The organism is Bradyrhizobium sp. Ken64, assembly GCF_055807555.1.
Window position 1 is genome coordinate 241,195 of record NZ_JBVVPA010000005.1, and the last position, 22,808, is coordinate 264,002.

General features: G+C 63.4%; 21 protein-coding genes. 12 read left to right on the forward strand and 9 right to left on the reverse strand.

Annotation, left to right across the window (positions count from 1 at the left end):
- The first annotated feature begins 34 nt into the window (after positions 1–34).
- The 5 genes from AC0L2F_RS11475 to AC0L2F_RS11495 all read left to right on the forward strand — a co-directional run bounded on the left by AC0L2F_RS11475 (position 35) and on the right by AC0L2F_RS11495 (position 4,362).
- A complete protein-coding gene (locus tag AC0L2F_RS11475) occupies positions 35–1,204 on the forward strand; it encodes an acetyl-CoA acetyltransferase (RefSeq protein WP_063992796.1) in 1,170 nt (389 codons plus the stop codon).
- Positions 1,205–1,319: 115 nt separating this feature from the next.
- Positions 1,320–1,526, forward strand: a complete 207-nt coding sequence (locus AC0L2F_RS11480; RefSeq protein ID WP_007609041.1) for a hypothetical protein — start codon at positions 1,320–1,322, stop codon at positions 1,524–1,526.
- 123 nt (positions 1,527–1,649) lie between these two features.
- Positions 1,650–2,873: a CaiB/BaiF CoA transferase family protein gene (locus AC0L2F_RS11485; RefSeq protein ID WP_473248429.1), complete on the forward strand. Its 1,224-nt coding sequence runs from the start codon at positions 1,650–1,652 to the stop codon at positions 2,871–2,873.
- Entirely contained in the window at positions 2,870–4,006 is a 1,137-nt protein-coding gene (locus AC0L2F_RS11490; RefSeq protein ID WP_473248430.1) for a thiolase family protein, read from the forward strand. Before AC0L2F_RS11485 ends, AC0L2F_RS11490 begins: the two co-directional genes overlap by 4 nt.
- Complete coding sequence (locus tag AC0L2F_RS11495; protein ID WP_063992794.1) at positions 4,003–4,362, forward strand: Zn-ribbon domain-containing OB-fold protein; 360 nt, start codon at positions 4,003–4,005, stop codon at positions 4,360–4,362. Before AC0L2F_RS11490 ends, AC0L2F_RS11495 begins: the two co-directional genes overlap by 4 nt.
- Before the next feature lie 434 nt (positions 4,363–4,796).
- Here AC0L2F_RS11495 and AC0L2F_RS11500 read toward each other — a convergent pair whose 3' ends face one another.
- Positions 4,797–4,967: a hypothetical protein gene (locus tag AC0L2F_RS11500; protein ID WP_247286566.1), complete on the reverse strand. Its 171-nt coding sequence runs from the start codon at positions 4,965–4,967 to the stop codon at positions 4,797–4,799.
- Between AC0L2F_RS11500 and AC0L2F_RS11505 the strand changes: the two genes are divergently transcribed.
- Complete coding sequence (locus tag AC0L2F_RS11505; protein ID WP_007609048.1) at positions 4,966–5,493, forward strand: carboxymuconolactone decarboxylase family protein; 528 nt, start codon at positions 4,966–4,968, stop codon at positions 5,491–5,493. The genes AC0L2F_RS11500 and AC0L2F_RS11505 overlap by 2 nt on opposite strands.
- A gap of 26 nt (positions 5,494–5,519) precedes the next feature.
- The gene (locus AC0L2F_RS11510; RefSeq protein ID WP_007609049.1) at positions 5,520–5,822 is read left to right on the forward strand and encodes a nucleoside triphosphate pyrophosphohydrolase family protein; all 303 of its coding nucleotides are present in this window, start codon (positions 5,520–5,522) and stop codon (positions 5,820–5,822) included.
- 5 nt (positions 5,823–5,827) lie between these two features.
- Here the strand turns inward: AC0L2F_RS11510 and glsA are convergent, their stop codons facing one another.
- The 4 genes from glsA to AC0L2F_RS11530 all read right to left on the reverse strand — a co-directional run bounded on the left by glsA (position 5,828) and on the right by AC0L2F_RS11530 (position 11,363).
- Positions 5,828–7,675 (reverse strand): glutaminase A, encoded by a 1,848-nt coding sequence (glsA, locus tag AC0L2F_RS11515; RefSeq protein ID WP_473248431.1) that lies wholly within the window; start codon positions 7,673–7,675, stop codon positions 5,828–5,830.
- A gap of 22 nt (positions 7,676–7,697) precedes the next feature.
- A complete protein-coding gene (locus AC0L2F_RS11520; protein WP_473248432.1) occupies positions 7,698–9,773 on the reverse strand; it encodes a TRAP transporter permease in 2,076 nt (691 codons plus the stop codon).
- A 35-nt stretch (positions 9,774–9,808) separates the two neighbouring features.
- Positions 9,809–10,975: a TAXI family TRAP transporter solute-binding subunit gene (locus tag AC0L2F_RS11525; protein ID WP_473248433.1), complete on the reverse strand. Its 1,167-nt coding sequence runs from the start codon at positions 10,973–10,975 to the stop codon at positions 9,809–9,811.
- Between the two features lie 166 nt (positions 10,976–11,141).
- The gene (locus AC0L2F_RS11530; protein WP_473248434.1) at positions 11,142–11,363 is read right to left on the reverse strand and encodes an acyl-CoA carboxylase biotin carboxyl carrier protein subunit; all 222 of its coding nucleotides are present in this window, start codon (positions 11,361–11,363) and stop codon (positions 11,142–11,144) included.
- A gap of 94 nt (positions 11,364–11,457) precedes the next feature.
- On the opposite strand from AC0L2F_RS11530, the gene AC0L2F_RS11535 reads away from it, so the two are divergent.
- The 5 genes from AC0L2F_RS11535 (at position 11,458) to AC0L2F_RS11555 (ending at position 19,489) form a co-directional block, all read left to right on the forward strand.
- Positions 11,458–12,432 (forward strand): IclR family transcriptional regulator, encoded by a 975-nt coding sequence (locus tag AC0L2F_RS11535; protein WP_007609063.1) that lies wholly within the window; start codon positions 11,458–11,460, stop codon positions 12,430–12,432.
- The gene (locus AC0L2F_RS11540; RefSeq protein ID WP_035974020.1) at positions 12,362–13,921 is read left to right on the forward strand and encodes an acyl-CoA carboxylase subunit beta; all 1,560 of its coding nucleotides are present in this window, start codon (positions 12,362–12,364) and stop codon (positions 13,919–13,921) included. The genes AC0L2F_RS11535 and AC0L2F_RS11540 overlap by 71 nt, the downstream gene beginning before the upstream one ends.
- A gap of 422 nt (positions 13,922–14,343) precedes the next feature.
- Entirely contained in the window at positions 14,344–16,041 is a 1,698-nt protein-coding gene (locus AC0L2F_RS11545; RefSeq protein WP_473248435.1) for a GMC family oxidoreductase, read from the forward strand.
- A gap of 230 nt (positions 16,042–16,271) precedes the next feature.
- Positions 16,272–17,786: an ATPase domain-containing protein gene (locus AC0L2F_RS11550; RefSeq protein WP_007609067.1), complete on the forward strand. Its 1,515-nt coding sequence runs from the start codon at positions 16,272–16,274 to the stop codon at positions 17,784–17,786.
- Positions 17,783–19,489 (forward strand): response regulator, encoded by a 1,707-nt coding sequence (locus tag AC0L2F_RS11555; protein WP_473248436.1) that lies wholly within the window; start codon positions 17,783–17,785, stop codon positions 19,487–19,489. Before AC0L2F_RS11550 ends, AC0L2F_RS11555 begins: the two co-directional genes overlap by 4 nt.
- A 56-nt stretch (positions 19,490–19,545) precedes the next feature.
- On the opposite strand, the gene AC0L2F_RS11560 is transcribed toward AC0L2F_RS11555, so the two are convergent.
- From AC0L2F_RS11560 to AC0L2F_RS11575, 4 genes are all read right to left on the reverse strand, one after another.
- Positions 19,546–20,313 (reverse strand): amino acid ABC transporter ATP-binding protein, encoded by a 768-nt coding sequence (locus AC0L2F_RS11560; protein WP_473248437.1) that lies wholly within the window; start codon positions 20,311–20,313, stop codon positions 19,546–19,548.
- Positions 20,314–20,353: 40 nt separating this feature from the next.
- Positions 20,354–21,046 (reverse strand): amino acid ABC transporter permease, encoded by a 693-nt coding sequence (locus AC0L2F_RS11565; protein WP_473248438.1) that lies wholly within the window; start codon positions 21,044–21,046, stop codon positions 20,354–20,356.
- A complete protein-coding gene (locus AC0L2F_RS11570; RefSeq protein ID WP_473248439.1) occupies positions 21,043–21,834 on the reverse strand; it encodes an amino acid ABC transporter permease in 792 nt (263 codons plus the stop codon). Before AC0L2F_RS11570 ends, AC0L2F_RS11565 begins: the two co-directional genes overlap by 4 nt.
- Positions 21,835–21,897: 63 nt before the next feature.
- On the reverse strand, positions 21,898–22,794 hold the full coding sequence (locus AC0L2F_RS11575; protein ID WP_473248440.1) for an amino acid ABC transporter substrate-binding protein: 897 nt from the start codon (positions 22,792–22,794) through the stop codon (positions 21,898–21,900).
- Positions 22,795–22,808 lie beyond the last annotated feature (14 nt).

A 22,808-nucleotide genomic window follows, 5' to 3' on the forward strand; every position in this document is an offset into this window, starting at 1 on the left:
TTAGCTCAGCAAGAGACCGCCAGGGAGAATGACCATGACCGCCAGCATCGTCGGATGGGCGCATACGCCGTTCGGCAAGTTCGACACCGAGACCGTGGAAAGCCTTGTGGTGAAGGTCGCCAATGAGGCGCTGGCGGATGCCGGCATTTCGGCCGGCGATGTCGACGAGATCGTGCTCGGCCATTTCAACGCCGGCTTCTCGCCCCAGGATTTTACTGCCTCGCTGGTGCTCCAGGCCGACCCGAAGCTGCGCTTCAAGCCGGCGACCCGGGTCGAGAACGCCTGCGCCACCGGCTCCGCCGCCGTCCATCAGGGCGTGCGTGCGATCGCGGCCGGCGCGGCGAGGATTGTCCTCGTCGTCGGCGTCGAACAGATGACGCGCACGCCGGGGCCGGAGATCGGCAAGAACCTGCTCAAGGCGTCCTATCTGCCTGAGGACGGCGACACCGTCGGCGGCTTCGCCGGCGTGTTCGGCAAAATCGCCAGCTCCTATTTCCAGAAATACGGCGACCAGTCCGACGCACTGGCGCTGATCGCGGCCAAGAACCACAAGAACGGTGTGGCCAATCCCTTCGCCCAGATGCGCAAGGACTTCGGCTTCGACTTCTGCCGCGCCGAGAGCGAGAAGAACCCCTACGTTGCCGGCCCCCTGAAGCGCACCGACTGCTCGCTGGTCTCGGACGGTGCCGCTGCCCTGGTGCTGGCCGACGCGGAAACCGCCAAGGGCATGAGCAAGTCGATCGGCTTCCGCGCCACCGCGCACGCCCAGGATTTCCTGCCGATGTCCAAGCGCGACATCCTCCAGTTCGAGGGCTGCACGGTCGCCTGGCAGCGCGCGCTGGAGAAGGCGGGCATTACACTGTCCGATCTCTCCTTCGTCGAGACCCATGACTGCTTCACCGTCGCCGAGCTGATCGAGTACGAAGCGATGGGCCTGACGCCCAGGGGGCAGGGTGCCCGCGCCATCAAGGAAGGCTGGACGCTCAAGGACGGCAAGCTGCCAGTCAATCCGTCCGGTGGCCTGAAGGCCAAGGGCCATCCGATCGGCGCCACCGGCGTCTCCATGCACGTGATGACCGCGATGCAGCTCGCCGGCCAAGCGCCCGAGGGGATGCAGCTCAAAAATGCAAAACTCGGCGGCATCTTCAACATGGGCGGCGCCGCGGTCGCCAACTACGTCTCCGTGCTGGAGCCGCTGAAGTAAGGCTCCACGGTGGGCAAAGGCGAGAAGCGCCCATGCCCACCTTCTTCTTGCGCTAGATCATGGTGGGCCCGCCCGGGGCCCTTAAAGCTCTTGATCGATTTGCAGGGAATACATCATGAGCAATGACTACGAAGACTCGCTGTCGATGGACACACTCAACGACCGCATCGCGATTCTCGAGGACAATATCCGCCAGCTCATCGAGCAGGCCGCGGCCGCCTCGGGTGAGCAGAACGAGTCGCGGATCGCGGACCGCATCAACCAGCAGAACGAGGAGCTCGACCGTCTCCTCAAGGTTCGCGAATCCCGTCAGAAGAAATAGCGGCCTTTCGCCGCCGGCGCATGCGGCCATACGCCAGCCGCCCTTGCGCACGCGCCGCCGCTGCCGTTAGCTGAACCGAAATCGCAGGGCCGCGCCTTGAGCCCGCGCAATCGGGAGTGAACGATGGGGCCGCTGAAGGGCATCAAGGTCGTCGACATGACCACCGTGCTGATGGGTCCCTATGCGACCCAGATGCTCGGCGACTACGGCGCAGATGTCATCAAGGTGGAGTCTCTGGACGGTGACGTCACCCGCCTGATCGGTCCGATGCGGCACGCCGGCATGGGCCCGGTGTTCCTCAACACCAACCGCAGCAAGCGCTCGATCTGCCTCGACCTGAAAAAGCCCGCCGGCCGCGAGGCGGTGTTGCGGCTGCTCAAGGACGCCGACGTGCTGGTCTACAACGTCCGCCCGCAGGCGATGGCGCGGCTTCAACTCGGCTATGACGTTGTTTCCAAGATCAACCCGCGGCTGGTCTATGCCGGCGTGTTCGGCTTCGGCCAGGACGGGCCGTATGCTGCAAAACCGGCCTATGACGATCTGATCCAGGGCGCCACCGCGCTGCCGACCTTGATGGCGCAGACCGGTGATGGTGTGCCGCGCTATGTGCCGAACGCACTGGTCGATCGCATCGTAGGCTTGACTGCCGTGGGCGCGATCTGCGCCAGCCTCGTGCATCGCGACCGTACCGGACGCGGCCAGCGCGTCGACATCCCGATGTTCGAGACCATGGCCGGCTTCGTCATGGGCGACCACATGGGCGGATTGACCTATGAGCCCCCGCTCGACAAGGGCGGTTACGCCCGCCACCTCTCGCGCGACCGCCGGCCCTATAAGACATCAGACGGCTATCTCAGCGTCATCGTCTACAACGACAAGCAGTGGGAGAACTTCTTCAAGGCGACGGGACGCGACGATCTGCGCGCCGATCCCAAGTTCGCGAGCTTCGCCGGCCGCGCCGCCAATATCGACGTCGTCTATGCCGAGCTCGCGCGCATCTTCGAGACGCGTTCCACGACAGAATGGATCGACCTGCTGACCAGGGCGGACGTGCCCGTGATGCCGATGCACGACCTTGCGTCGATGCTGCACGATGAGCATCTGGAGGCGACCGGCTTTTTCCCAGTGGTGAACCATCCAACTGAAGGGCCGATCCGGAGCATGAGGGTGACGGCGACCTGGTCGGAGACCGAGGCCGAACCGGTACGGCTTGCGCCGCAGCTCAACGAGCACGGCGCGGAAATCCTGCGTGAGATCGGCTATTCCGCCGACGAGATCGACGCCATGGTCCGCGATGGCGTCACCCGTTCGCCGCCCCGGAATGACGATGCACTGGTGCGCCCATGAGCTTCATCACCGGCGTCGGCCTCACGCCTTTCGGTAAGCACGAAGGCTCGTCCTCGCTCGACCTGATGAGCAAGGCCGCGCAGGCCGCACTCGATGATGCCGGGCTCAAGCGCGCCGAGATCGACGGCATCCTCTGCGGCTACTCGACCGTCTCGCCGCACATCATGCTGGCGACCGTCTTTGCCGAGCATTTCGGCATCCGCCCCAGTTACGCCCACGCCGTCCAGGTCGGCGGCGCGACCGGCCTCGCGATGACCATGCTCGCCCATCATCTGGTCGAAGCGCGCGTCGCCCGCAATGTGCTTGTCGTGGCCGGCGAAAACCGCCTCACCGGGCAGAGCCGCGATGCCTCGATCCAGGCGCTGGCGCAGGTCGGCCATCCCGACTACGAGGTGCCGCTCGGACCGACCATTCCCGCCTATTACGGCCTCGTCGCTAACAGATACATGCACGAATACGGCGTGACAGAAGAAGACCTCGCCGAATTCGCGGTGCTGATGCGCACCCACGCCTGCACTCATTCCGGTGCGCAATTCCAAGATCCCATCACTGTTTCCGACGTCATGGCCTCGAAGCCGGTGGCGATGCCGCTGAAGCTGCTCGATTGCTGCCCGGTGTCCGACGGCGGCGCCGCCTTCGTCATCAGCCGCGAGCGGACCGGAGAGGCCGGCGTGCGCATTCGCGGCTGTGCCCAGGCTCATACCCATCAGCACGTTACTGCAGCGCCCGCCCTGAGCGAACTCGGCGCCGAGATCTCCGTCGCCCGCGCCAGGGAGGCCACCGGCCTCGCGATTTCCGACGTGCGCTACGCCGCGATCTACGACAGCTTTACGATCACGCTCGCGATGCTGCTGGAAGACCTCGGCCTCGCTGGCCGGGGCGAGGCAGCCGCGCGCGTGCGCGCAGGCCATTTCAGCCGCGACGGCGCAATGCCGCTGAACACCCATGGCGGCCTGCTCAGCTACGGTCATTGCGGCGTCGGTGGCGCCATGGCGCATCTTGTCGAAACGCATCTGCAGATGACGGGGCGGGCGGCGAATCGTCAGGTGCGTGACGCCTCGATCGCGCTGCTGCACGGTGACGGCGGCGTGCTGTCGTCTCACGTGACCATGTTCCTGGAGCGGGTGCGATGAGCGAGCGAATCGCGGATTGGACCCAAGGTGAGCAGGTCATCACCTTTCAGACCTGCACGTCATGCGGCCATGTGCAGTATTGCCATCGCGCTTTCTGCGCCGCCTGCGGTGCGTCCGATCCGCGCGAGCAACGCGCCAGCGGCAAGGGCAGGGTCTACGCGACCTCGCTGGTCTGCCGCGCCGCGACGCCTGAGACGCGGTCGCACGTACCCTACAACATCCTGCTGGTCGATTGCGCCGAGGGTTTTCGCATGATGGCGCATGGTGAGAATGATCTCGCCATCGGCGATGAGGTCAGTGCGAGCTTCAAACCGTTCGCCGGAAGGATTGTGCCGTTCTTTGCCAAAGACAGATAACGGACTTTGTCGAATGTAGCCCGGATGGAGCGCAGCCAATCCAGGGTTTTCACCTCACCGATAGACTCTCCCGGATTGCGCTGCGCTCCATCCGGGCTACTGCAGCAAAGCGAGCGGTGGGATTCGTCATTCGGGGGCGGTCCTGAGAGACCGAGCCTGGAACGGGAATTCTGGGCCTGGCCTGTGCGAGGGCCACCCCGGAATGACGAAAGCTCCCACGCGACTCCTAACTAACGGCCGTAGAACAAGATGCTGGCGATGACGAGCATCGCCATCACCGCCAGCATATGCGCGAACGCTTCCGAGGCCGCCCCCTTGGTGGCTTCCTTCATGCCATTTTCTCCCTAGACTTGGGCGTGACTCATCGATGCGCGGTTAGCGCCCGACGGCCAATTGTTTTTACTCGGAACACCCCTTGCGAGTATCCGCCGCGATCAAGTCCCCACGCGGCGAATATCGACTGTGCCAAGGTCGTTCAGCAATGCGGCGGCATTTTGACTCGATGTTGTTGCTCCTGCGGACGCGCAAGAATACAGTTTCGTGGAACTTTCGCCGCTAACGACAAAAAGCATCAAAGGCTTAGGGAAAAACTTCAGGAAAATCATGGCCCGTATCAACTACAGCGATCCGTCCAAGGCATCCGACCGCACCCGCGAGATCCTCGACAAGAACCGCAATGCCAACATCTTCCGGATGATGTCGCATTCGCCGAGCTATTTCGAGCAGTACTGCCGGCTCGGCGGCGCCATCCGCCACAAGGGTGAGCTCGATCCGATCGTGCGCGAGCTCGCGATCACCCGCACCGGCATTTTGTGCGAGGCGCCGTATGAGATCGTGGCGCACAAGCGGATCGGCAAGAACGTCGGCGTCACCGACGAGCAGAACGAGGCGCTCGAGAACTGGCAGGCCGCGACCTGTTTCGACGAGACGCAACGCGCCGCGCTCGCCTTCACCGACGAGATCGTCAAGCTGAACAAGCCGACGGATCCGACCTTCAAGGCGATCGCATCGAAACTGACGCCGGCCGCGCTCGTCGAGCTGCAGCTCTCGGTCGGGTTCTACATCATGACGTCTAAGTTCCTGGAGACCTTTGAGATCGACCTTCAACCGGTCACCGAAGTGGTAGGCTGATCGAGGCATTGCTGTGAGGGATGCTCATGACGATCGATGAATATGCCGCCTGGGCTGCAACGATTGCGAAAGTCGATGAGCGTCCGTCCAACGAACGGCTGGCCTATCTGGGCCTCGGACTCGCCGGGGAATCCGGCGAGGTGGCCGAGCACATCAAGAAGCTGCTCCGCGATGACTGGCTCGACCAGGCCGGCCTCGTCGATGAACTGGGCGATGTCATCTACTACTGGGCCTGCCTGTGCGTGGCGACCGGCCAGCAGCCATCGGAGCTGCTCAAGACCAGCGCCGCCAAGATCAAGCGGCGGATCAGCGAGGCGGCGAGCCGCTAGGCCGCTCAGGTCGAGGTCAAGATATCCACCCTGGCGTTGGCGACGATCAGGCGATCGGCCAGAAGCTGCGCAAGATTGCGCATGATGCGTTCGCTGGCGTGCGGGTGCTGCCTGCGGAAGCGGTCGAACGCTTTCAGGGGCACCTCGAACGCGGTCGCCGCCATGTCCGCGAATACGTCGGCCGAGCGAGTGGTCTCGATCAGGGCCATTTCGCCGAAGGCCATGCCGGCCGTGAGCGTCGCCAACCGCACGCCGTCGGGCAGCGTGACATGCACCGCGCCGCTGCGCAGGAAGAACAGGGCATCGGCGGGATCGCCCGTGGTGAGGATCTTTGCGCCCGACGGATAGGTTCGAAGTGTGCAGATCGAGGCGAGGTCGGTCAGCTCCTCCTCGCTCATGCCGGCGAGCAGCGGCTGTTCGGCGAGCTCGGTGGTCTCATGGAAGTCGATCGAACCGCCATAGCGGTAGACGATCTGGTCTTCGGCCCATTCGATTGCGGTGTCGAGCAGGTAGAAATCGCGGATGTTCTTGAGCTCCGCGGTCCATTCCCGCAGGCTGTCCCATTCCTTGGAGGCGCGCCTGACGCCTGACAGCACGACGGTCACATTCAGCGCCGCCAGCTCCTCGAACGCTTCGGCTACCAGCCGCGCCCCGGCGCGTGTGGTGGAGGTGACGCGGTGGAGATCGAAGATCACGAATTGCGGCCGCGGCCGGCCCGCAAGCCGGCGCGAGACGTAGTCGACCGCCGACAGCGACAGCGTGCCGACCAGCTCGATGACCCGCACCTCCTGCTCGTGGGCCGCGAGAATATCGCGCTCCTGCTGGCGGCGGACGCGCCGCGACGGGCTCTTGCCGATATCGTAGTCGGCGATGACGGCGTTGCGCGCATCATCGCTGCGGTTGAGCATATGCAAATCGTAATGCGAGGACAGCGCCTCGCACACCTTGATGCCGCGCACGCTGTTGCCGTGCTTGTCGAGCCTTGGCGAATAGCTGCCGAGCCCGAGGCGGGCGGGCAGGGCGGCGAGGATTCCGCCGCCGACGCCGCTCTTGGCAGGGATGCCGATCCGGTAGATCCATTCGCCGGCATAGTCGTACATGCCCGACGACGTCATCACCGACAGCGTGCGCGAGATCGCGTAGGGTGTCAGCACCTGCTCGCCGGTGACCGGGTTGACGCCGCGATTGGCGAGCGTTGCCGCCATCACGGCGATGTCGCGCGCGGTGACCAGCACCGCGCATTGCCGGAAATAGACGTCGAGCACGGCAGCGACATTGTCCGAGATCACCGCATTGGTCTTGAGGAGATAGCCGATGGCGCGGTTGCGGTCGCCGGTCTGGCTTTCGGAAGCGTAGACGGCCTCGTCGACGGCGAGGTCGCGGCCGGCAAAACGACCGAGCGCGAGGCGAATTTGCTCGAAGGCGTCCGGACCCTTGCTGTCGTGGATCAGCCCGGTGCAGGCGATCGCGCCGGCATTGACCATCGGATTGAATGGATGGTTCTCCGAGTTGAGCCGGATCGAGTTGAAAGGATCGCCGGAGGGCTCGACGCCGATCGCGCTCTCGACCCTGTTTGCGCCGAGCAGGTCCAGCGCCAGTGCGAACACGAACGGCTTTGACATCGACTGGATGGTGAAGGGCACTCTGGAGTCGCCGACCTCGTAAACATGACCGTCCAGGGTCGCGAGGCTGATGCCGAAACAGGCAGGATCGGCCTTGCCGAGCTCGGGAATGTAGTCGGCGACTGCGCCGGAGGTTTCCGCCGAGAATTCATTGAGGCAATTGTCCAGAAACCGCAGCAAAGGCGGCTTCGAGCGGGTCCAGGCGGTGGCGAGAGGCGAAAGCGGTTTCATCGCCTCTCTTTGTGCAACGCAATCAGGGCACGCGCAACCCGTCCGGCACCACGGTCTGCCGCCGGACCAGCAGCAGGGCGAGCAAAACCGTAGGGACGAGGATGGCGAGGCCGAGCAGCGTCACCTGAATCTGCGACAGCGGCATGATGCCGCCGCCGGGGGTGGCCACCACGAACCCGCCGATCACGAGCAGCACGCGGATTGGCCATTCCAGGGCGCCGGCGCCGCGGAGATCGCCGACGAAGGGCTGGTAGCCCTGGATGCCGCCGCAGATGAACAGCGTGCCGAACGCCGCGAGCGCCATCAAGCCGAGGCCGGCGAAATAGGGGCTCGGCCCCTGCAGCACCAGCGCCGGATTGAGCACGAAGAAGAACGGAATGAAATAGATGATGCTGCCGACCCACATCGATTCCCAGCCCGTCTTCATCGCCGGCGAGCCGGCAATGCCTGCGGCCGCGAACGAGGCGATCGCGACTGGCGGGGTGATCGACGACAGCATGCCCCAGTAGAAGATGAACATGTGCACGGCCATCCTGTTCAGCCCGAGCTTCTCCAGCGCGGGTGCGACCAGGATGGCGAGGAAGATGTAGCAGGCCGTCGTTGTCAGCCCGAGCCCAAGGATCAGGCTGGTGAGGGCGCACATGCCGAGTAGCAGGAACGGATTGTCACCGGCGATGCGCAGCAAGTCGTTGGCGAGGCTCGACACCACGCCGGTCATCGAGAAGGCGCCGATCAGCAGGCCGCAGCCAGCGAGGATGCCGACGAGCTCGACGAAGGTGCGGCCGTTGACCTCGAGGAATTTGCCGATGGTCGCGACAGTCCAGCGCGTGTCCTTCGAGAACAGCTGGTTGAGGACCAGAAGCAGGGCGGTGGCGTAGAACGGCGCATGGCTCTCGCGCTTGAAGTAGAGCAGCATCACGATCAGGAGGGCGATGACGAAGACGTAGTACCAGCCATCCTTGATCGTATCCATGACGCGCGGCAACTCCGCGCGCGGAATGCCCTTCAGCCCGTGTCGTGCGGCGTAGGAATCGACCTGCATGAACAGGCCGATGTAATAGAGCACCGCCGGAATGATGGCTGCGAGCGCGACATCGGCGTAGCTGACGTTGAGGAACTGTGCGATCACGAAAGCGGTCGCGCCCATCACCGGCGGCGCCAGCACCGCGCCGGTCGAGGCACAGGCCTCGATCGCGCCGGCATAGGAGGCGCGAAAGCCGCTCTTCTTCATCACCGGGATGGTCATCGTGCCGGCGGTCAGCACGTTGGAGATGATCGAGCCCGACATCATGCCGAGCAGGCCGCTGGCGAAGATGCAGACCTTCGCCGCGCCGCCACGGAACGTGCCGCACAGGGCGAAGGCGAGATTGATGAAGAACTTTCCGGCGCCGGTCATCATGAGCGCGGTGCCGAACACCAGGAAGCCGATTACGGTGTCGGCAAACGCCTGGATGGGAATGCCGAGCAGGCTCTCGCCCGAAAGCACGTGATAGGCGGTCGCCTGCTCCAGCGTCGACTGCGTGCCGCGGAACGGACCTAACCAGCTGGATTCTGCGAACAGCGGATAGACGGTGAAGGGAAGCACGCTCAGAAGCAGGCTCCAGCCGCCGGTCCGGCGCAGCGCCTCCATCAGCATCACCCACATCACGACACCCGCGGCGGTCACGCTGTTCGGCGCGCCGCCGAATTCCCAGCCGGCCTCCGCGGCCTTGCGGACGTTCGACATCAACACGAGCGCCGCGGCAAAGGTCACGACAAAGCAGACAAGGTCATACCAGGGAATGCGGTCGAGCGGCGCGCGCGGGGTCCCCGGGAAGATCAGGAACGTGAACGGCAGCATCAGCGCGATCAGGAGATAAAAGTACTCCGTGTTGAGCTGGGTGTAGCCGACGAAGAAGCGCAGCGAGAACTGCTGGTTGATGCAGAGCAGGATGGTCGCGGCGGTCGCGGCCACCAGCGTCCAGCGCCAGGCACCGCGCAGGCTTCGCACGCGCGTAACCTCCGCCTCCTGCATGTTGCCGGCGGCGCCATGAGGATCGTCGAACACGATCCGCTTGGCCTCGTCCTGCGGGGCGGTGGAGACTGAAGCAGACGACATGATCGACCCCGCGCGTGGGCAATTAACGCTGAGAACTAATCCTCGAACCCGTTCGGCATGTCGGCTTTCGCAAGCGCTGCGGCACGCGCCTTCATCCAGCCGTCGAGGAACGCCTTGTCATCCGCAGGCGGATTGGACTTGCCGTAGTCGGTCCACGCTGCGCCAAGCACCTCCTGGCGCTTGATCAGCTTGTTATTGTGCGCGTCCTGCGCGTCACTCCATTGCCCGGCTTCCTTCAATGCCTTCACCGCGCCGGGATGCACCGGCACCACCCAGTCCTTGGTCTGGCGGTCGGCCGCAAGACCGCCGGCGCCGGGCGCGGAGTCCTTGTAGGAATCGTAGTTCACGATCATCGCCTTGGTGATCGCATAGACCTGGTCGGCCGGCTGCGAGGCGTAGGCGACGAAGATCGGATAGGGATAATTGCCGAGTTCGATCGGCTTGTCCGGCGAGATGCCGGCGCCGCAGGTCGCGGTCTGCGGGAAGAAGAACGAGCCGACCTTGTGCATCCGCGCCCAGCCTTCCTTGTCCTTGGCGGGCAGCGGCGGCCAGACCAGCCCGCGCGGCGAAGTCTCGGCTTCCTTGGCGGGGCCGGTGATGGTGGTGCCGAAGGCTGCGTCGGTGTCGTTGTTGATCAGGCCCTTCCACATCGCGCCGTAGCTTGCGAACTCGACGACCTTGACGTCCTTCTGCGTCAGGCCGGCGAAGGCGAGCACCGCGAGCGAGTTCTGGTTCAGCGCCGGCGAGCCGACGACGAAGCCGACGCGCTTTCCCTTGAGATCCTTGAGCTCCTTCACGCCTGTGTCCGCGGCCACGCCGAGCGTGCCGCAATTGCAGTCGACGGATGAGAGCATGATCTGGAGCGGCTGTGGGCCCCATTCCCTGGAGCCGAACTCGAACACGCCTTCCTGTGCGAAATAAGTGCCCGATCCCATCGCCGCGGAAACCGCACGCTTGGCGCGCAGCGGCGCCAGACGCGCGACGTCGTTGCCTGCGGGGAGCACGCGCACGTCGCTCGAGTATTTGTCCTTCATCATCTTGCCGACGCCGACAGCGATGTTGAAGCCGGCGGTGCCGGTGTCATAGGCGGTGAACGTCAATGTCGCCGGCAGCTTGATGTCTTCGGCGGACGCATAGCGTGTAGACGCAAAAGAAATGCCCGCCACCAAGGCAGGCGCGAGCACGATCAGCCCACGAAGCATGTTTCCCTCCAATGATCCTCGCGTTTGCCGCGACGATTTTCTTTCTTTGTTTGAAACAGGTTTTGTTTGAAACGGATCATGTCATCGCCATCAAGCGATGGCAACGGCGTACCGCGAACGCCGCAATGGAGCTGACAGAATGTCGCGGAAAAAACGGATAATGCAGTCAGTTCTCCACGACCGCGATCGTCTGTCCCTCGGCAACGACGTCGTCGAGCTTCACCAGAAGCGATGTGATCTCGCCGCTCACAGGAGAAAGCACAGGGATCTCCATCTTCATCGCTTCGATCACCACAATCTCATCACCATCTGCAACGGTTCCTCCAACTTGCACGGGAGTTGCGCAGACGCGTCCGGCGCTCTCCGTGACGATCTTAATTTCTGGCATGCCATCGCCTTTTTGTTGTGGTCGCAAAATGCCTGAGGTAGTTTCTTCTGCAAGCGGAATTTAATTCCGCACAGCGGAACAATCGGTAGGGATCATGGGACGACGTTCAGAGCGGTTGAGTAGACAAGGTGCGCTCGCCGGCGATGCCGGCGAGGGTGATGTCATCCAGGTGGTGTCGCGCGCGTTCGACGTGCTGCGATGCTTCGAGGGCCACGATAGCAGGCTTGGCAATCTCGAGATTTCAAATCGCTGCGGCCTGCCGCGCTCGACGGTGTCGCGGCTCACGCACACGCTGACGCGGATGGGGCAGCTGGTCTATCTGCCGCGCGATCAGAAGTATCGCATCGGGCCGAGCGCGGTGGCGATGAGCGCCTCGATGATGAAGGGCGCGCAGCTGCGCAGCATGATCCGTCAGCGGCTCCAGGAAGTCGCCGAGCAACTGCCCGGCACGGTCGGCTTCGTGGTCCCCGATCGCTTCCATCTGGTCTATCTCCAGTTCGCGCGCTCGGCCTCGGCGCTCGGCCTGCACGAGGGCACCGGCAGCCGCATCTCGATGGCCTCGACCGCTGCGGGCGCAGCCTATACCGCGGCATTGGCGCCCGAGGTCGGCGATGCCTTCATCGCGGATATGGAGCGGGAAGCTCCCGAGGCCGCGAAAATCCTGCGGCCCCGCATCGAGGCCAACCGGCAATCGCTGCATGAGCGCGGCTATGTCGTGGCCTGCGGCCTGTGGAGCCCGCATATCAACGGGCTAGCGGTGCCGATCTGGTCGCCGCAATACCAGACCTTCGTGGTGATCACGATCGGTCTTCTGTCGTCGATGTACGACGAAGAGCGTCTGCATGCCGAGGTCGCCCCGCTGATGGTCGCGCTCGGCCGCTCGCTCGGCAGCCTGATGGACGGCGCGGAGGGCGACGTCTTCAACGCCCGCATCCCGCGTAAACCGGTCGCCATGGCCGTGCACAACAATAACAAGCCGATCAATTCGGAGGGAGTGAATGAACTGGAAGTCGGAACTCGACGAGCTCGCCCGGCGCGAAGCCTTCGCGCGGGAGATGGGCGGCGTTGACAAGGTCAAGCGTCAGCATGACCAGGGCCGACTGACTGTTCGGGAACGTATCGACAGACTGACCGACAAAGGCAGCTTTCACGAGATCGGCGCCGTCTCCGGCGTCGGCGAGTACGATTCCAGCGGCGAGCTGCAGAAATTGACGCCGGCGAACTGCGTGTTCGGCCGCGCGCGCGTCGAAGGCCGCACCGTCGTCGTGGTCGGCGACGATTTCACCGTGCGCGGCGGCTCGGCGGACGCGTCCATCTCCGCAAAACCGCTGATGGCGGAGGAGATGGCGCATGATCTCCGCCTGCCCATCGTCCGCATCATCGAAGGCTCGGGCGGCGGCGGCTCGGTCAAGACCATCGAGACCAAGGGCGCGGCGAACTTGCCGGGCGGCATCGGCGGCACACGCTGGTATCGCTTCACCACGGAGAATTTGTCGCGCGTGCCCGTGGTCGCGCTCGGCCTCGGCTCGGTCGCAGGGCTCGGCGCCGCGCGTCTTGCCGCCAGCCACTATTCCATCATGACCCGGAAGTCCGCGATGTTCGTCGCAGGTCCGCCGGTGGTGAAGGCGCTGGGGCAGGACCTCTCGAAGGAAGAGCTCGGCGGCGCCGACATCCAGACCCGCGCCGGCGCGGTCGATCATGCCGTCGACACCGAGGAGGAGGCCTTCGCCTGCGCGCGGCGATTCCTGTCCTATCTGCCGTCGTCGGTTGACGGGCTGCCGCCGACCTTGCCCTGCACCGACAATCCGGAGCGCACCGAAGAGGCGCTGATGAACGCAGTGCCGCGTAACCGCAAGCAGGTCTACAAGATACGGCCGATCGTCGAGCAGGTCGTGGACAAGGGCTCGTTCTTCGAGGTCGCCAAGAATTTCGGCAAGCCGATCATTGTCGGCCTCGCGCGGCTCGAGGGCAGGGCGGTGATGGTGCTTGCCAGCGACAGCTTTCACTATGGCGGCTCCTGGACGGCCGATGCCTGCCAGAAGGTGGTGCGCTGGGTCGACTTCGCCGAGACCTTCCATTTGCCGATCGTCTATCTCATGGACTGCCCCGGCTTCATGATCGGCCTCGATGCGGAGAAGGCGGGCACCATCCGCCATGGCGTTCGCGCCATGGCGGCGGTCAACCAGACCACGGTGCCCTGGTGCACGGTGATCCTGCGCAACGCCTTCGGCGTCGCCGGCGTGGTGCATCAGCCGGCCGACCGCTTCTCGATCCGCTACGCCTGGCCGTCGGCCTATTGGGGCTCGCTCCCGCTCGAAGGCGGCATCGAAGCCGCTTACCGCGCGGATATCGACGCGGCCGAGGACAAGGCGGAGAAACTGAAAGAGATCGAGGACCGCCTCAACAAACTGCGCTCGCCATTCCGCTCCGCCGAAAAGTTCTGGGTCGAGGAGATCATCGATCCCAGGAAGACGCGGTCGCTGCTGTGCGAGTTTGCGCGGCTGGCGGAGCCATTGCGAAAGCCAGGGCCGCCGGGGAATTTCTCGATCAGGCCGTAGCTCCCTACCACTGCGGACTACTGATGTCGGATTTTGCCCCAATCGCGCATGGGCAAAATTGATCCATCGCAACGCCTCGCGTCCAATTGTCTGCAAGCCTCTCGTCTGGAACAAGGGAGGGAAGTCATGACAAACGCTGGTAACGCGCTGCTTTGGACAGCTATATTTTTCGGTCTGTCGTTCGCTGCAATTTTTGTAGTCTGGTTTGCCGAGCGGTTGCGCGCGGGCTTCGTGAGGAAGCCGTAAAGCCTTCTGGGCTCGCTACCTCGTCACCCGCTGACTGGACGGCGGATGCCTGCCGGCAGGCGGTGCCTTCGGCGTCGCCGGCATCTGTGCTCGCGCCTTGCCGCGGCAGCGATGACGTGACCTCAAAACAATAACGCGCTACGCTTCCCGGGCAAGAACAAGAGGAAGCGCCAATCGTGTACGACTTCATTATCGTGGGCGGCGGCTCGGCAGGGTCCGTGCTGGCCCACCGGCTCTCCGCGAGGAGCGCCAACAAGGTCCTGCTCTGCGAGGCCGGACAGGACACGCCGCCCGGGGACGAGCCGGCCGAGATCAGGGACAGCTATCCGGGGACGGCCTATTTCGATCCGCGCTTCCACTGGACCGAGCTCAAGGTCACGACCCAGATCGTCAGCCACAACAATCCGAACGAAGGACGTCCGCCCTTACGCAAATACGAGCAGGCTCGCGTGCTTGGCGGGGGCTCTTCGATCAATGGCCAGATGGCCAACCGCGGCGCGCCGACCGACTACGACGAATGGGAAGCGCGCGGCGCTGCGGGGTGGAGCTGGAACGATGTGCTGCCCTTCTTCAAGAAGGTCGAGCGCGACCTCGATTTCGACGGTCCCTACCACGGCAAGGACGGCCGCATTCCGGTCCGCCGAATCCCCAGGGAGCACTGGACGCGGCATTCGCAGGCGTTCGCGCAAGCCTTCCAGCAGGCCGGACATCAGTTCCTGCCCGACCAGAATGGCGAGTTCGTCGACGGGTTTTTCCCGGTGACGCACTCCAACCAGGCCGAGCAACGCGTCTCGGCTGCCATGGGCTATCTCGATCGCGACACGCGCAAGCGCGCCAACCTCACGATCTCAACCAACACGCAAGTCAGGGAGTTGCTGTTCGAAGGCACGCAATGCGTCGGCGTGAAGGCCGTGGTCGACGGGCGGGAGCAGGAATTCCGCGCCCGCGAGATCATTCTCTCCAGCGGCGCGATCCATTCGCCGGCGCATCTGTTGCGCGCCGGCATCGGCCCGGTCGGTCACCTCAAGGATATGGGCATTCCCGTGCTGATGGGGCTGCAGGGCGTCGGCCAGCGCCTGATGGATCATCCCTCGATCTCGCTGTCGTCCTTTGTCCGCCGCGGCGCGCGGATGAACGAGCACACCAGGCGCCACATGCAGCTTGGCCTGCGTTACTCGTCCGGGCTCGAAGGCGTACCGAAAGGCGACATGTTCGTCGTCCTGCTCAGCAAATCGGCCTGGCACGCGGTCGGTGAGCAGATCGGATCGCTGCTGACATTCGTCAACAAGACCTATTCCGAGACCGGACAGGTCAAGCTTGCCTCGCGCGACCCGGCGGTCGAGCCGATCGTCGAGTTCAACCTGTTGTCCGACCGGCGCGACCTCGATCGGCTGATGAGCGGTTTCCGTAAGATGGCGGCCGTGCAGATGAGCGACGTCGTCAGGGCCGTGACGGACAAGCCGTTCCCGGCCTCCTATACCGACCGCGTGCGCAAGATCGGCGTGGTCAACACCAGGAATCGGATTCTCACCAAGATCGCCGCGGCCCTGATGGACGGGCCGGCTGTGCTGCGCCACTACATGATCGACAATTTCGTGGTCGAGGGCTTCACCTTCGACGACGTCATCAACGATGACGAGGCGCTGGAAGCCTTCGTGCGCAAGGCGACCATCGGCGTGTGGCACGCCTCCTGCTCGTGCCGCATGGGCCGGGCCGACGATCCGATGGCGGTGGTCGATCCGGAGGGGCGCGTCAAGGGCGTGCAGGGCCTGCGCGTCGTCGATGCCTCGATCTTCCCGGTGGTGCCGTGCGCCAACACCAATTTTCCGGTCCTGATGTCGGCGGAGAAGATCGCGGCCGCGATGATGCAGTGAGCTCGCGCGGCTTTTCGGGGCCGCGAACTGCCTTGTCGACGCTGACCGTCTAGGACCGGAACGGTTCCGCGGCAGACGGTCTGGCGGACATGCGTCCGGAGGCGGAACTTGGAACCCGGCTTGGGCGTTCTTTGCCAGATTTCGCCTTACGGCTGAGACCGGGCCGCTGACCGCGCGTCCCATCTCGGGGCCGGAGCGCACTGTCGGCGATGGAACTTCACGGGGATTCAATGATCAATTCATCAAGCCGGGTGCAAGCCAGCGACCCCGGAGAGTTGCCCAGGATTTCGACCGGCAGTGACGGCCTCGACGATATCCTCTACGGCGGGCTCGATCCCAATCGCATGTACCTCTACGAGGGTCGGCCCGGCTCGGGCAAGACCACGATGGCGCTTCAATTCCTTCTCGAGGGCGCGCGCTGCGGTGAACGCGTACTCTATATCTCCTTGTCGGAAACCAAGCGCGAGCTGGCGCTGGTTGCGCAGCGGCACGGCTGGTCGCTGCAAGGCGTCGACATCTTCGAACTGGTGCCGCCGGAGACGACGCTCGATCCGGAGCGCGAGCTCACCGTCTTCCACCCCGCCGAAATGGAGCTGAGCGAAACCACGGGCCTGATATTCAAGGAGGTCGAACGGATCAATCCCGCGCGCGTGGTGCTGGACAGCCTGTCCGAGTTGCGCCTCCTTGCGCAGAACCCGCTGCGGTACCGGCGCCAGGTTCTGGCCCTGAAGCACTTTTTCACCAACCGCAATTGCACGGTCATCCTCCTCGACGATCTCTCGTCCTCCCAGGACGATCTGCAACTCCATTCGATCGCGCATGGCGTCGTGATGCTCGAACAGCTCGCCATTGATTATGGCGCAGAGCGCCGGCGGCTTCGCGTGATCAAAATGCGCGGCATTCGATTTCGCGGCGGCTTCCACGATTTCACGATCGAAGCGGGAGGGGTACATATATTCCCCCGTCTGGTAGCGGCGGAACATCACACCGCGTTCACCGGTGAGTTGACGCCCAGCGGCAATGCGGAACTCGACCAGCTCCTGGGAGGAGGGCTCGAGCGCGGCACCAGTGCGCTGCTTTTGGGCGCCGCCGGTGTAGGCAAATCTTCTCTCGCGCTGACCTATGCGATCGCTGCGGCAGATCGCGGTGAGCATACGGTGTTCTTTGCCTTCGATGAAGGTCGCGGTACGGTGGAGGCCCGGGCTCGAACGCTGGGCCTGCCCCTTGAAAACCATCTGCAGTCGGGACTCATCCGATTTAAACAGATCGATCCCGCCGAGATGTCCCCCGGCGAATTCGCCGCCAATGTGCGCAACAGCGTCGAACAGGATAACGCCCGAATTGTTATCATCGACAGTCTGAACGGCTATCTCAACGCAATGCCGGATGAGCGATTTCTCATCCTCCAGATGCACGAGCTGCTGAGCTATCTCGGACAGAAAGGCGTGCTGACCGTCCTGATCCTCGCCCAGCATGGGCTGGTCGGTCCGATGGAAACCGCTCTCGATATCAGCTATTTGAGCGATGCCGTGCTCATGCTGCGCTATTTCGAAGTCGGCGGAACGGTGCGGCGTGCCCTCTCGGTCGTGAAGAAGCGCAGCGGCAATCATGAAAATTCCATCCGCGAGTTTCGTCTTGGCAGTGCGGGCATCACGGTAGGTCCTCCGCTGACCGGATTCAGCGGTATCTTTTCCGGGAATCCGCATTACTCGGGCACAGAGATGCCGGAAGGGCTGTCGGAATGAACGCCGACCGCGATCATTGCGTTCTCGTGTTTGCTCCGATCGGCCGCGATGGACCGGCATCGGTCGAGCTTTTCCGTAGTTCGAATCTCGCAGCGATCAATTGTCGGGGTCTGCCTGAACTGGTCAGCGAGATGTCGGCGGGCGTGGGCGCGGTCCTTCTCGCCGAGGAGGGTCTGTTCGGGAAGGATACCCAGCCGCTGGCACATTGGATCGAGCGGCAGCCGCCCTGGTCCGACCTGCCCTTTGTCATTCTCACCAGCCACCGGGAGCAGCCGGCGGTGGTTGCCTGGCGCCGCAGCATCGTCGAGACACTCCGCAACGTTTCGCTGCTTGAACGCCCGGTTCAGCCGATCACGCTGACGAGCGCAATTCAATCCGCAATGCGGGCCCGCCGGCGGCAATATGAAATTAGGACCTTGCTGCAGGCGCGCGAGCGGACGGCCCAGGAGCTCGAGAAGCTCGTGGTCGAGCGCACCCGTGCCCTCGAGGAGGCCAACAAGCATCTGCGGGCCGAAATGGAAGAGCGCGCCCGCGTCGAGGAGACCCTTCGTCAGGCCCAGAAGATCGAAGCCATCGGACAGTTGACCGGCGGAGTAGCGCACGACTTCAACAATCTGCTGATGGTGATCTCCGGTGGATTGGACATGCTAGACCGGCAGACCGATCCTGATCGGCGGCGGCGCCTGTTGGAAGGAATGGTTCAGGCGGCGCAGCGTGGTGCCGGCCTGACCAGGCAGCTTCTGGCTTTTTCACGGCGGCAGAAGCTCCGGCCCGAGGCCGTCGACATCCCGGCGCAGATCGGCGGCATGCGCGAATTGCTCGATCGGAGCCTGAGAGGCGACGTTCACGTCGAGTTCGATTTTCCGGAGGGGCTTTGGCCGGTGGAGGTCGATCCGGGAGAGCTCGAACTGGTCGTTCTCAACCTGGCGGTCAACGCCCGCGACGCGATGCCGAACGGCGGTACGATTGTTGTCCGTGGCGAGAACCTGGCCGGCCTGAACGAGAACGAGATCGCGGGCGATTACGTTCGTCTGTCCGTGGTCGACAGGGGCGTTGGAATGAGCCCCGAGATCCTGGCGCGGGTCTTCGAACCGTTCTTCACGACCAAGGATGTCGGGAAAGGCTCGGGCCTGGGGCTTGCCCAGGTTCACGGATTTGCGACGCAGTCACGCGGGATGGTTCGCATAAAATCGATCGTCGACGAGGGCACCAGCATCGAGCTCTATTTGCCGCGATCCAGGAATATCCCTTCGGGTGAACGGCATCTCATCGACCTGAACCGGGCTCGGCCCAAGAAGGCCAATCATGGCCGGGTTCTCCTCGTCGAAGACGACGACGAGGTCGCCGCGCTGGTCAGCGAGATGCTTGCGCAGCTCGGTTACCAAGTCACGCGCGCGGCCAGCGCTGCGGCGGCGCTCGGTGCCTTGGCGGACGGCCGCTCCGTCGATCTGGTGTTTTCCGATATCATGATGCCGGGCGGCATGAACGGTGTCGAGCTCGCGTCCGAGATCAAGAGACGGCGAAGCGACATTCCGGTCTTGCTGACGAGCGGATACGCCGAAGCCGCGGTTCACGACGCCGAAACAGCCGGGATCCGGATCCTGTCGAAACCCTACCACATCGACGAGCTCGCCGCAGCGCTCAGTGCTGCAAAATCGGACTTTCGAATCAGAGCGGAAACCAAGCGCTCCGGGGCGTCGTGATGGGGGTTGTGGCATCGCCTCGACAAGCCGCACTCTATCGGGCGCTGCCGATTTGGCTAGTGAATGATCTGGTTTAGAAAAGCCTTCGCTCGTTCCGTGCGAGGATCTCGAAAGAATGTTTCCGGATCCGCTTCCTCGATGATGTTTCCGCGATCCATGAAGACCACTCGGTCGGCGACCTCCCGGGCGAATCCCATTTCGTGCGTCACGCACACCATCGTCATTCCCTCTTTCGCCAGCTCGACCATGGTTTCCAGTACCTCCTTGACCATCTCGGGGTCGAGAGCCGATGTCGGTTCGTCGAACAGCATGATCTTGGGCTGCATGCACAGCGCTCGCGCGATGGCGACACGTTGCTGCTGACCGCCCGACAATTGCGCGGGATACTTGTCGGCCTGATCCTGAATGCGGACCTTCCGCAGCAGGCCGAGTGCGCGATCGCGCGCTTCAGACTCCGAAATCCCGCGAACCTTAATTGGAGCCAGCATGCAGTTTTCCGCGACGGTGAGGTGCGGAAAAAGGTTGAAGCTCTGAAACACCATCCCGACTTCACAACGTACGCTGTTGATGTCGGCGATGCGGTTGGTCAGCTCGACACCATCGACGATGATCCTGCCTGCATCGTGCTTCTCGATATGGTTGATGCACCGGATAAGGGTGGACTTGCCGGAGCCTGATGGTCCGCAGAGCACGATCTTCTCGCCCTTGTCGACCTTGAGGGTGACGTCGTTCAGCGCGGTGAATGCGCCGAACCGCTTCGTCACGTTCTCGACGACGACGATCTCGGCGGGCCGTGTGGCATTGCGGACAGTCGCTTGAGGCATGTTCGTCTCCCAAATGCGGGGCCATTTGGTACCCCGATGGTCAGCGGGCAGCGGCAACAGCATATCGCTTGCGAAGGATGGCGACGCACTGGGACGCCGCAGAGCTGATGACGAGATAGGCTACTGCTATGACGAGGTACATTTCGACGAGGCGGCCGTTGAGCTGCGCGAGCTTGGAGGCCGCACCGAGAAGATCCGTCAACGACAGGACGTAGACGAGAGACGTGTCCTGAAACAGGATGATCGTCTGGCTCAGGATAATCGGACTTGCCACCCGCAGGACCTGCGGGAGGACAATCTGGCGGTAGGTGTCGTAGGTGGACAGCGCGAGGGCTTGGCAGGCCTCAAACTGGCCCTTGTTCACGGCGCGCAGTCCAACGCGGATGATCTCGGAATAGTAGGCCGCCTCAAACAAGCCGAAAGTGATGAAGGCGGTATAGGTGGCGCCGATCGGGATGGGGCGGCCGTTGCCGCTAAGGTGCCCGAGCACGATCGGCACCAGGAAGAAAAACCAGAATAGAACGAGGATCAGCGGGATCGATCGGATGATCGCGACGTAGCCGCGGATGATCTGGGCAACCACGGGAAGCTCGAAGTGCTGCGCCAGCGCAAGGCAGGTTCCGAGAATCATGCCGATGGCGAACGCGGCGGTCGTGAGCGACAGCGAGAACAGCAGGCCCGACCAGAGATAGGGCCATGATTGCGCGACGATCGAGAAATCGAGGGCGTTCATTTCGCGGCTCCCATCACGCCGGGCAAGGCGCCTTGCTCCACTTCGCCGGCGAGATCCTGGTCAGCCGGGAGCGTGGCGGGCGCGCTACCCGGAATCCGGACCGCTCTGTCGATCAGCGCCATGGCTTGATAGGCAATCAGTGCCAGACAGAGATAGACGATGGTCGCCGCGCCAAAGGCAGTGAATGTCTGGAACGTCGCTTCACTGATCTGGCGTGCCTGGGCGGTCAGCTCCATCAAACCGATCGTGAGTGCGACGGAGGTGTTCTTGTAGATGCCCATCACCTCGCTGGTGAGGCTCGGCACGATGAGGCGCAAGGCCTGCGGCACGATGACGTGTCGATAGGTGAGGTAACCGCTGAGGCCGAGGGCGTTGGCGGCTTCGAGCTGTCCCTTTGGGAGCGCCTCGATGCCGGCCCGGACCTGCTCGGCTATGCGGGAAGCCGTGTAGAGCCCGAGGCAAAGAAGTGCCGGGAAGAACGATGCCCATGGCGGCGGGATCTGCTTGATTGCATCTCCGATTGCGCTCGGCACCACCTCCGGGAAAACAAAATACCAGAGGAACATCTGCACAAGGACAGGGATGTTCCGGAATATCTCGACATAGAGCCGGGCCGGTATCGCGAAGACGCGATTTTGCACCGTGCGGCCCACGCCGACGATCACCCCGATGCCGAAGGCGATCCACCAGCCGAAGAAGGCGAGAGCGAGTGTCCAACCGAGACCCGACAGCAGCCAGTCGATATAGCGCTGGCCGTCCGCCGTCTGTTCAAAAAGCACTCCGAACATCGCGAGTCCTCAAAGTTGCAGGTGCGGACGAGGATGACCTGGCGAGACGATCGGCTCCGTCAGTCAGTCGACAGAATCGCTGGGATGCGCGATCCGGCCCATCAATTCGTCGGTGAGCGGAAATGCGAGATTCTCACCCTTGGGCGGGATCGGCTTGGTGAACCATTTTGCGTAGGTCTTCTCGAATTGGCCTGATGCCATTTGCTTGGAGAGAACGTCGTCGACGAGTGCCTTGAAACCGGCATCGCCCTTCGTGAACATCAGCCCGTAGTAGATCTTCGCGTAACCCTCGGGAAGGAACAGGAGTGCGTCCGGATTCGGCGCCGCAGCCTTCAGCCCGGCGAGGAGAATATCGTCCTCCATGAAGGCGGCCGCACGGCCGGTGTTCAACATGAGGAACGATTCCGCATGGTCCTTGGCTTGGACGATGTTGAGGCCGAGCTGTTCCTTGGCGTTGACGCCCTGCGCGAAGCCGACCGCGTTGGAGCCCTGGGTGACGACGATCGTCTTGCCTTTCAGGTCGCCGGCGGTCTTGACGCCACTGGCGGCTTTGACCAGCCATCGCGGCTGGCTGACGAACGTGGCGACCGAAAACGAGACCTGTTCCTGCCGCTTCTTGTCATTCGCGGTGCCGCCGCATTCGATGTCGACGGTCCCGCTCTGGATCAGCGGTATCCGGTTCGACGAGTTCACCGGGGTGAAACTGACCTTGAGATTGGGCAATCTCAGCTCCTCCTTGACGCGATCGACGATCGCCGCGCAGAGATCGAGCGAGAAACCGACGGGCTTCTGGTCGGGCCCGAGGTACGAGAACGGTATTGAGGCCTCACGGTGACCGATCGTAATCGAACCGCTGGATTTGATCTTGTCCAGCGTCGGGCTATCCGCCGCCGCGGAGAGGCTTGCGTTGCTAACTAAGAGCGCCGGGAGAAGTCCCAATACCTGAACGAGCTGTTTCATGGTTTTTGTCATCC

Coding starts and splice junctions, on each gene's coding strand:
- AC0L2F_RS11485 (WP_473248429.1), top strand. CDS start 1,650: ATGGGGCCGCTGAAGGGCATCAAGGTCGTCGACATGACCACCGTGCTG.
- AC0L2F_RS11475 (WP_063992796.1), top strand. CDS start 35: ATGACCGCCAGCATCGTCGGATGGGCGCATACGCCGTTCGGCAAGTTC.
- glsA (WP_473248431.1), bottom strand. CDS start 7,675: ATGAAACCGCTTTCGCCTCTCGCCACCGCCTGGACCCGCTCGAAGCCG.
- AC0L2F_RS11550 (WP_007609067.1), top strand. CDS start 16,272: ATGATCAATTCATCAAGCCGGGTGCAAGCCAGCGACCCCGGAGAGTTG.
- AC0L2F_RS11490 (WP_473248430.1), top strand. CDS start 2,870: ATGAGCTTCATCACCGGCGTCGGCCTCACGCCTTTCGGTAAGCACGAA.
- AC0L2F_RS11565 (WP_473248438.1), bottom strand. CDS start 21,046: ATGAACGCCCTCGATTTCTCGATCGTCGCGCAATCATGGCCCTATCTC.
- AC0L2F_RS11540 (WP_035974020.1), top strand. CDS start 12,362: ATGAACTGGAAGTCGGAACTCGACGAGCTCGCCCGGCGCGAAGCCTTC.
- AC0L2F_RS11480 (WP_007609041.1), top strand. CDS start 1,320: ATGAGCAATGACTACGAAGACTCGCTGTCGATGGACACACTCAACGAC.
- AC0L2F_RS11535 (WP_007609063.1), top strand. CDS start 11,458: ATGGGACGACGTTCAGAGCGGTTGAGTAGACAAGGTGCGCTCGCCGGC.
- AC0L2F_RS11520 (WP_473248432.1), bottom strand. CDS start 9,773: ATGTCGTCTGCTTCAGTCTCCACCGCCCCGCAGGACGAGGCCAAGCGG.
- AC0L2F_RS11495 (WP_063992794.1), top strand. CDS start 4,003: ATGAGCGAGCGAATCGCGGATTGGACCCAAGGTGAGCAGGTCATCACC.
- AC0L2F_RS11500 (WP_247286566.1), bottom strand. CDS start 4,967: ATGATTTTCCTGAAGTTTTTCCCTAAGCCTTTGATGCTTTTTGTCGTT.
- AC0L2F_RS11530 (WP_473248434.1), bottom strand. CDS start 11,363: ATGCCAGAAATTAAGATCGTCACGGAGAGCGCCGGACGCGTCTGCGCA.
- AC0L2F_RS11555 (WP_473248436.1), top strand. CDS start 17,783: ATGAACGCCGACCGCGATCATTGCGTTCTCGTGTTTGCTCCGATCGGC.
- AC0L2F_RS11570 (WP_473248439.1), bottom strand. CDS start 21,834: ATGTTCGGAGTGCTTTTTGAACAGACGGCGGACGGCCAGCGCTATATC.
- AC0L2F_RS11510 (WP_007609049.1), top strand. CDS start 5,520: ATGACGATCGATGAATATGCCGCCTGGGCTGCAACGATTGCGAAAGTC.
- AC0L2F_RS11525 (WP_473248433.1), bottom strand. CDS start 10,975: ATGCTTCGTGGGCTGATCGTGCTCGCGCCTGCCTTGGTGGCGGGCATT.
- AC0L2F_RS11505 (WP_007609048.1), top strand. CDS start 4,966: ATGGCCCGTATCAACTACAGCGATCCGTCCAAGGCATCCGACCGCACC.
- AC0L2F_RS11560 (WP_473248437.1), bottom strand. CDS start 20,313: ATGCCTCAAGCGACTGTCCGCAATGCCACACGGCCCGCCGAGATCGTC.
- AC0L2F_RS11575 (WP_473248440.1), bottom strand. CDS start 22,794: ATGAAACAGCTCGTTCAGGTATTGGGACTTCTCCCGGCGCTCTTAGTT.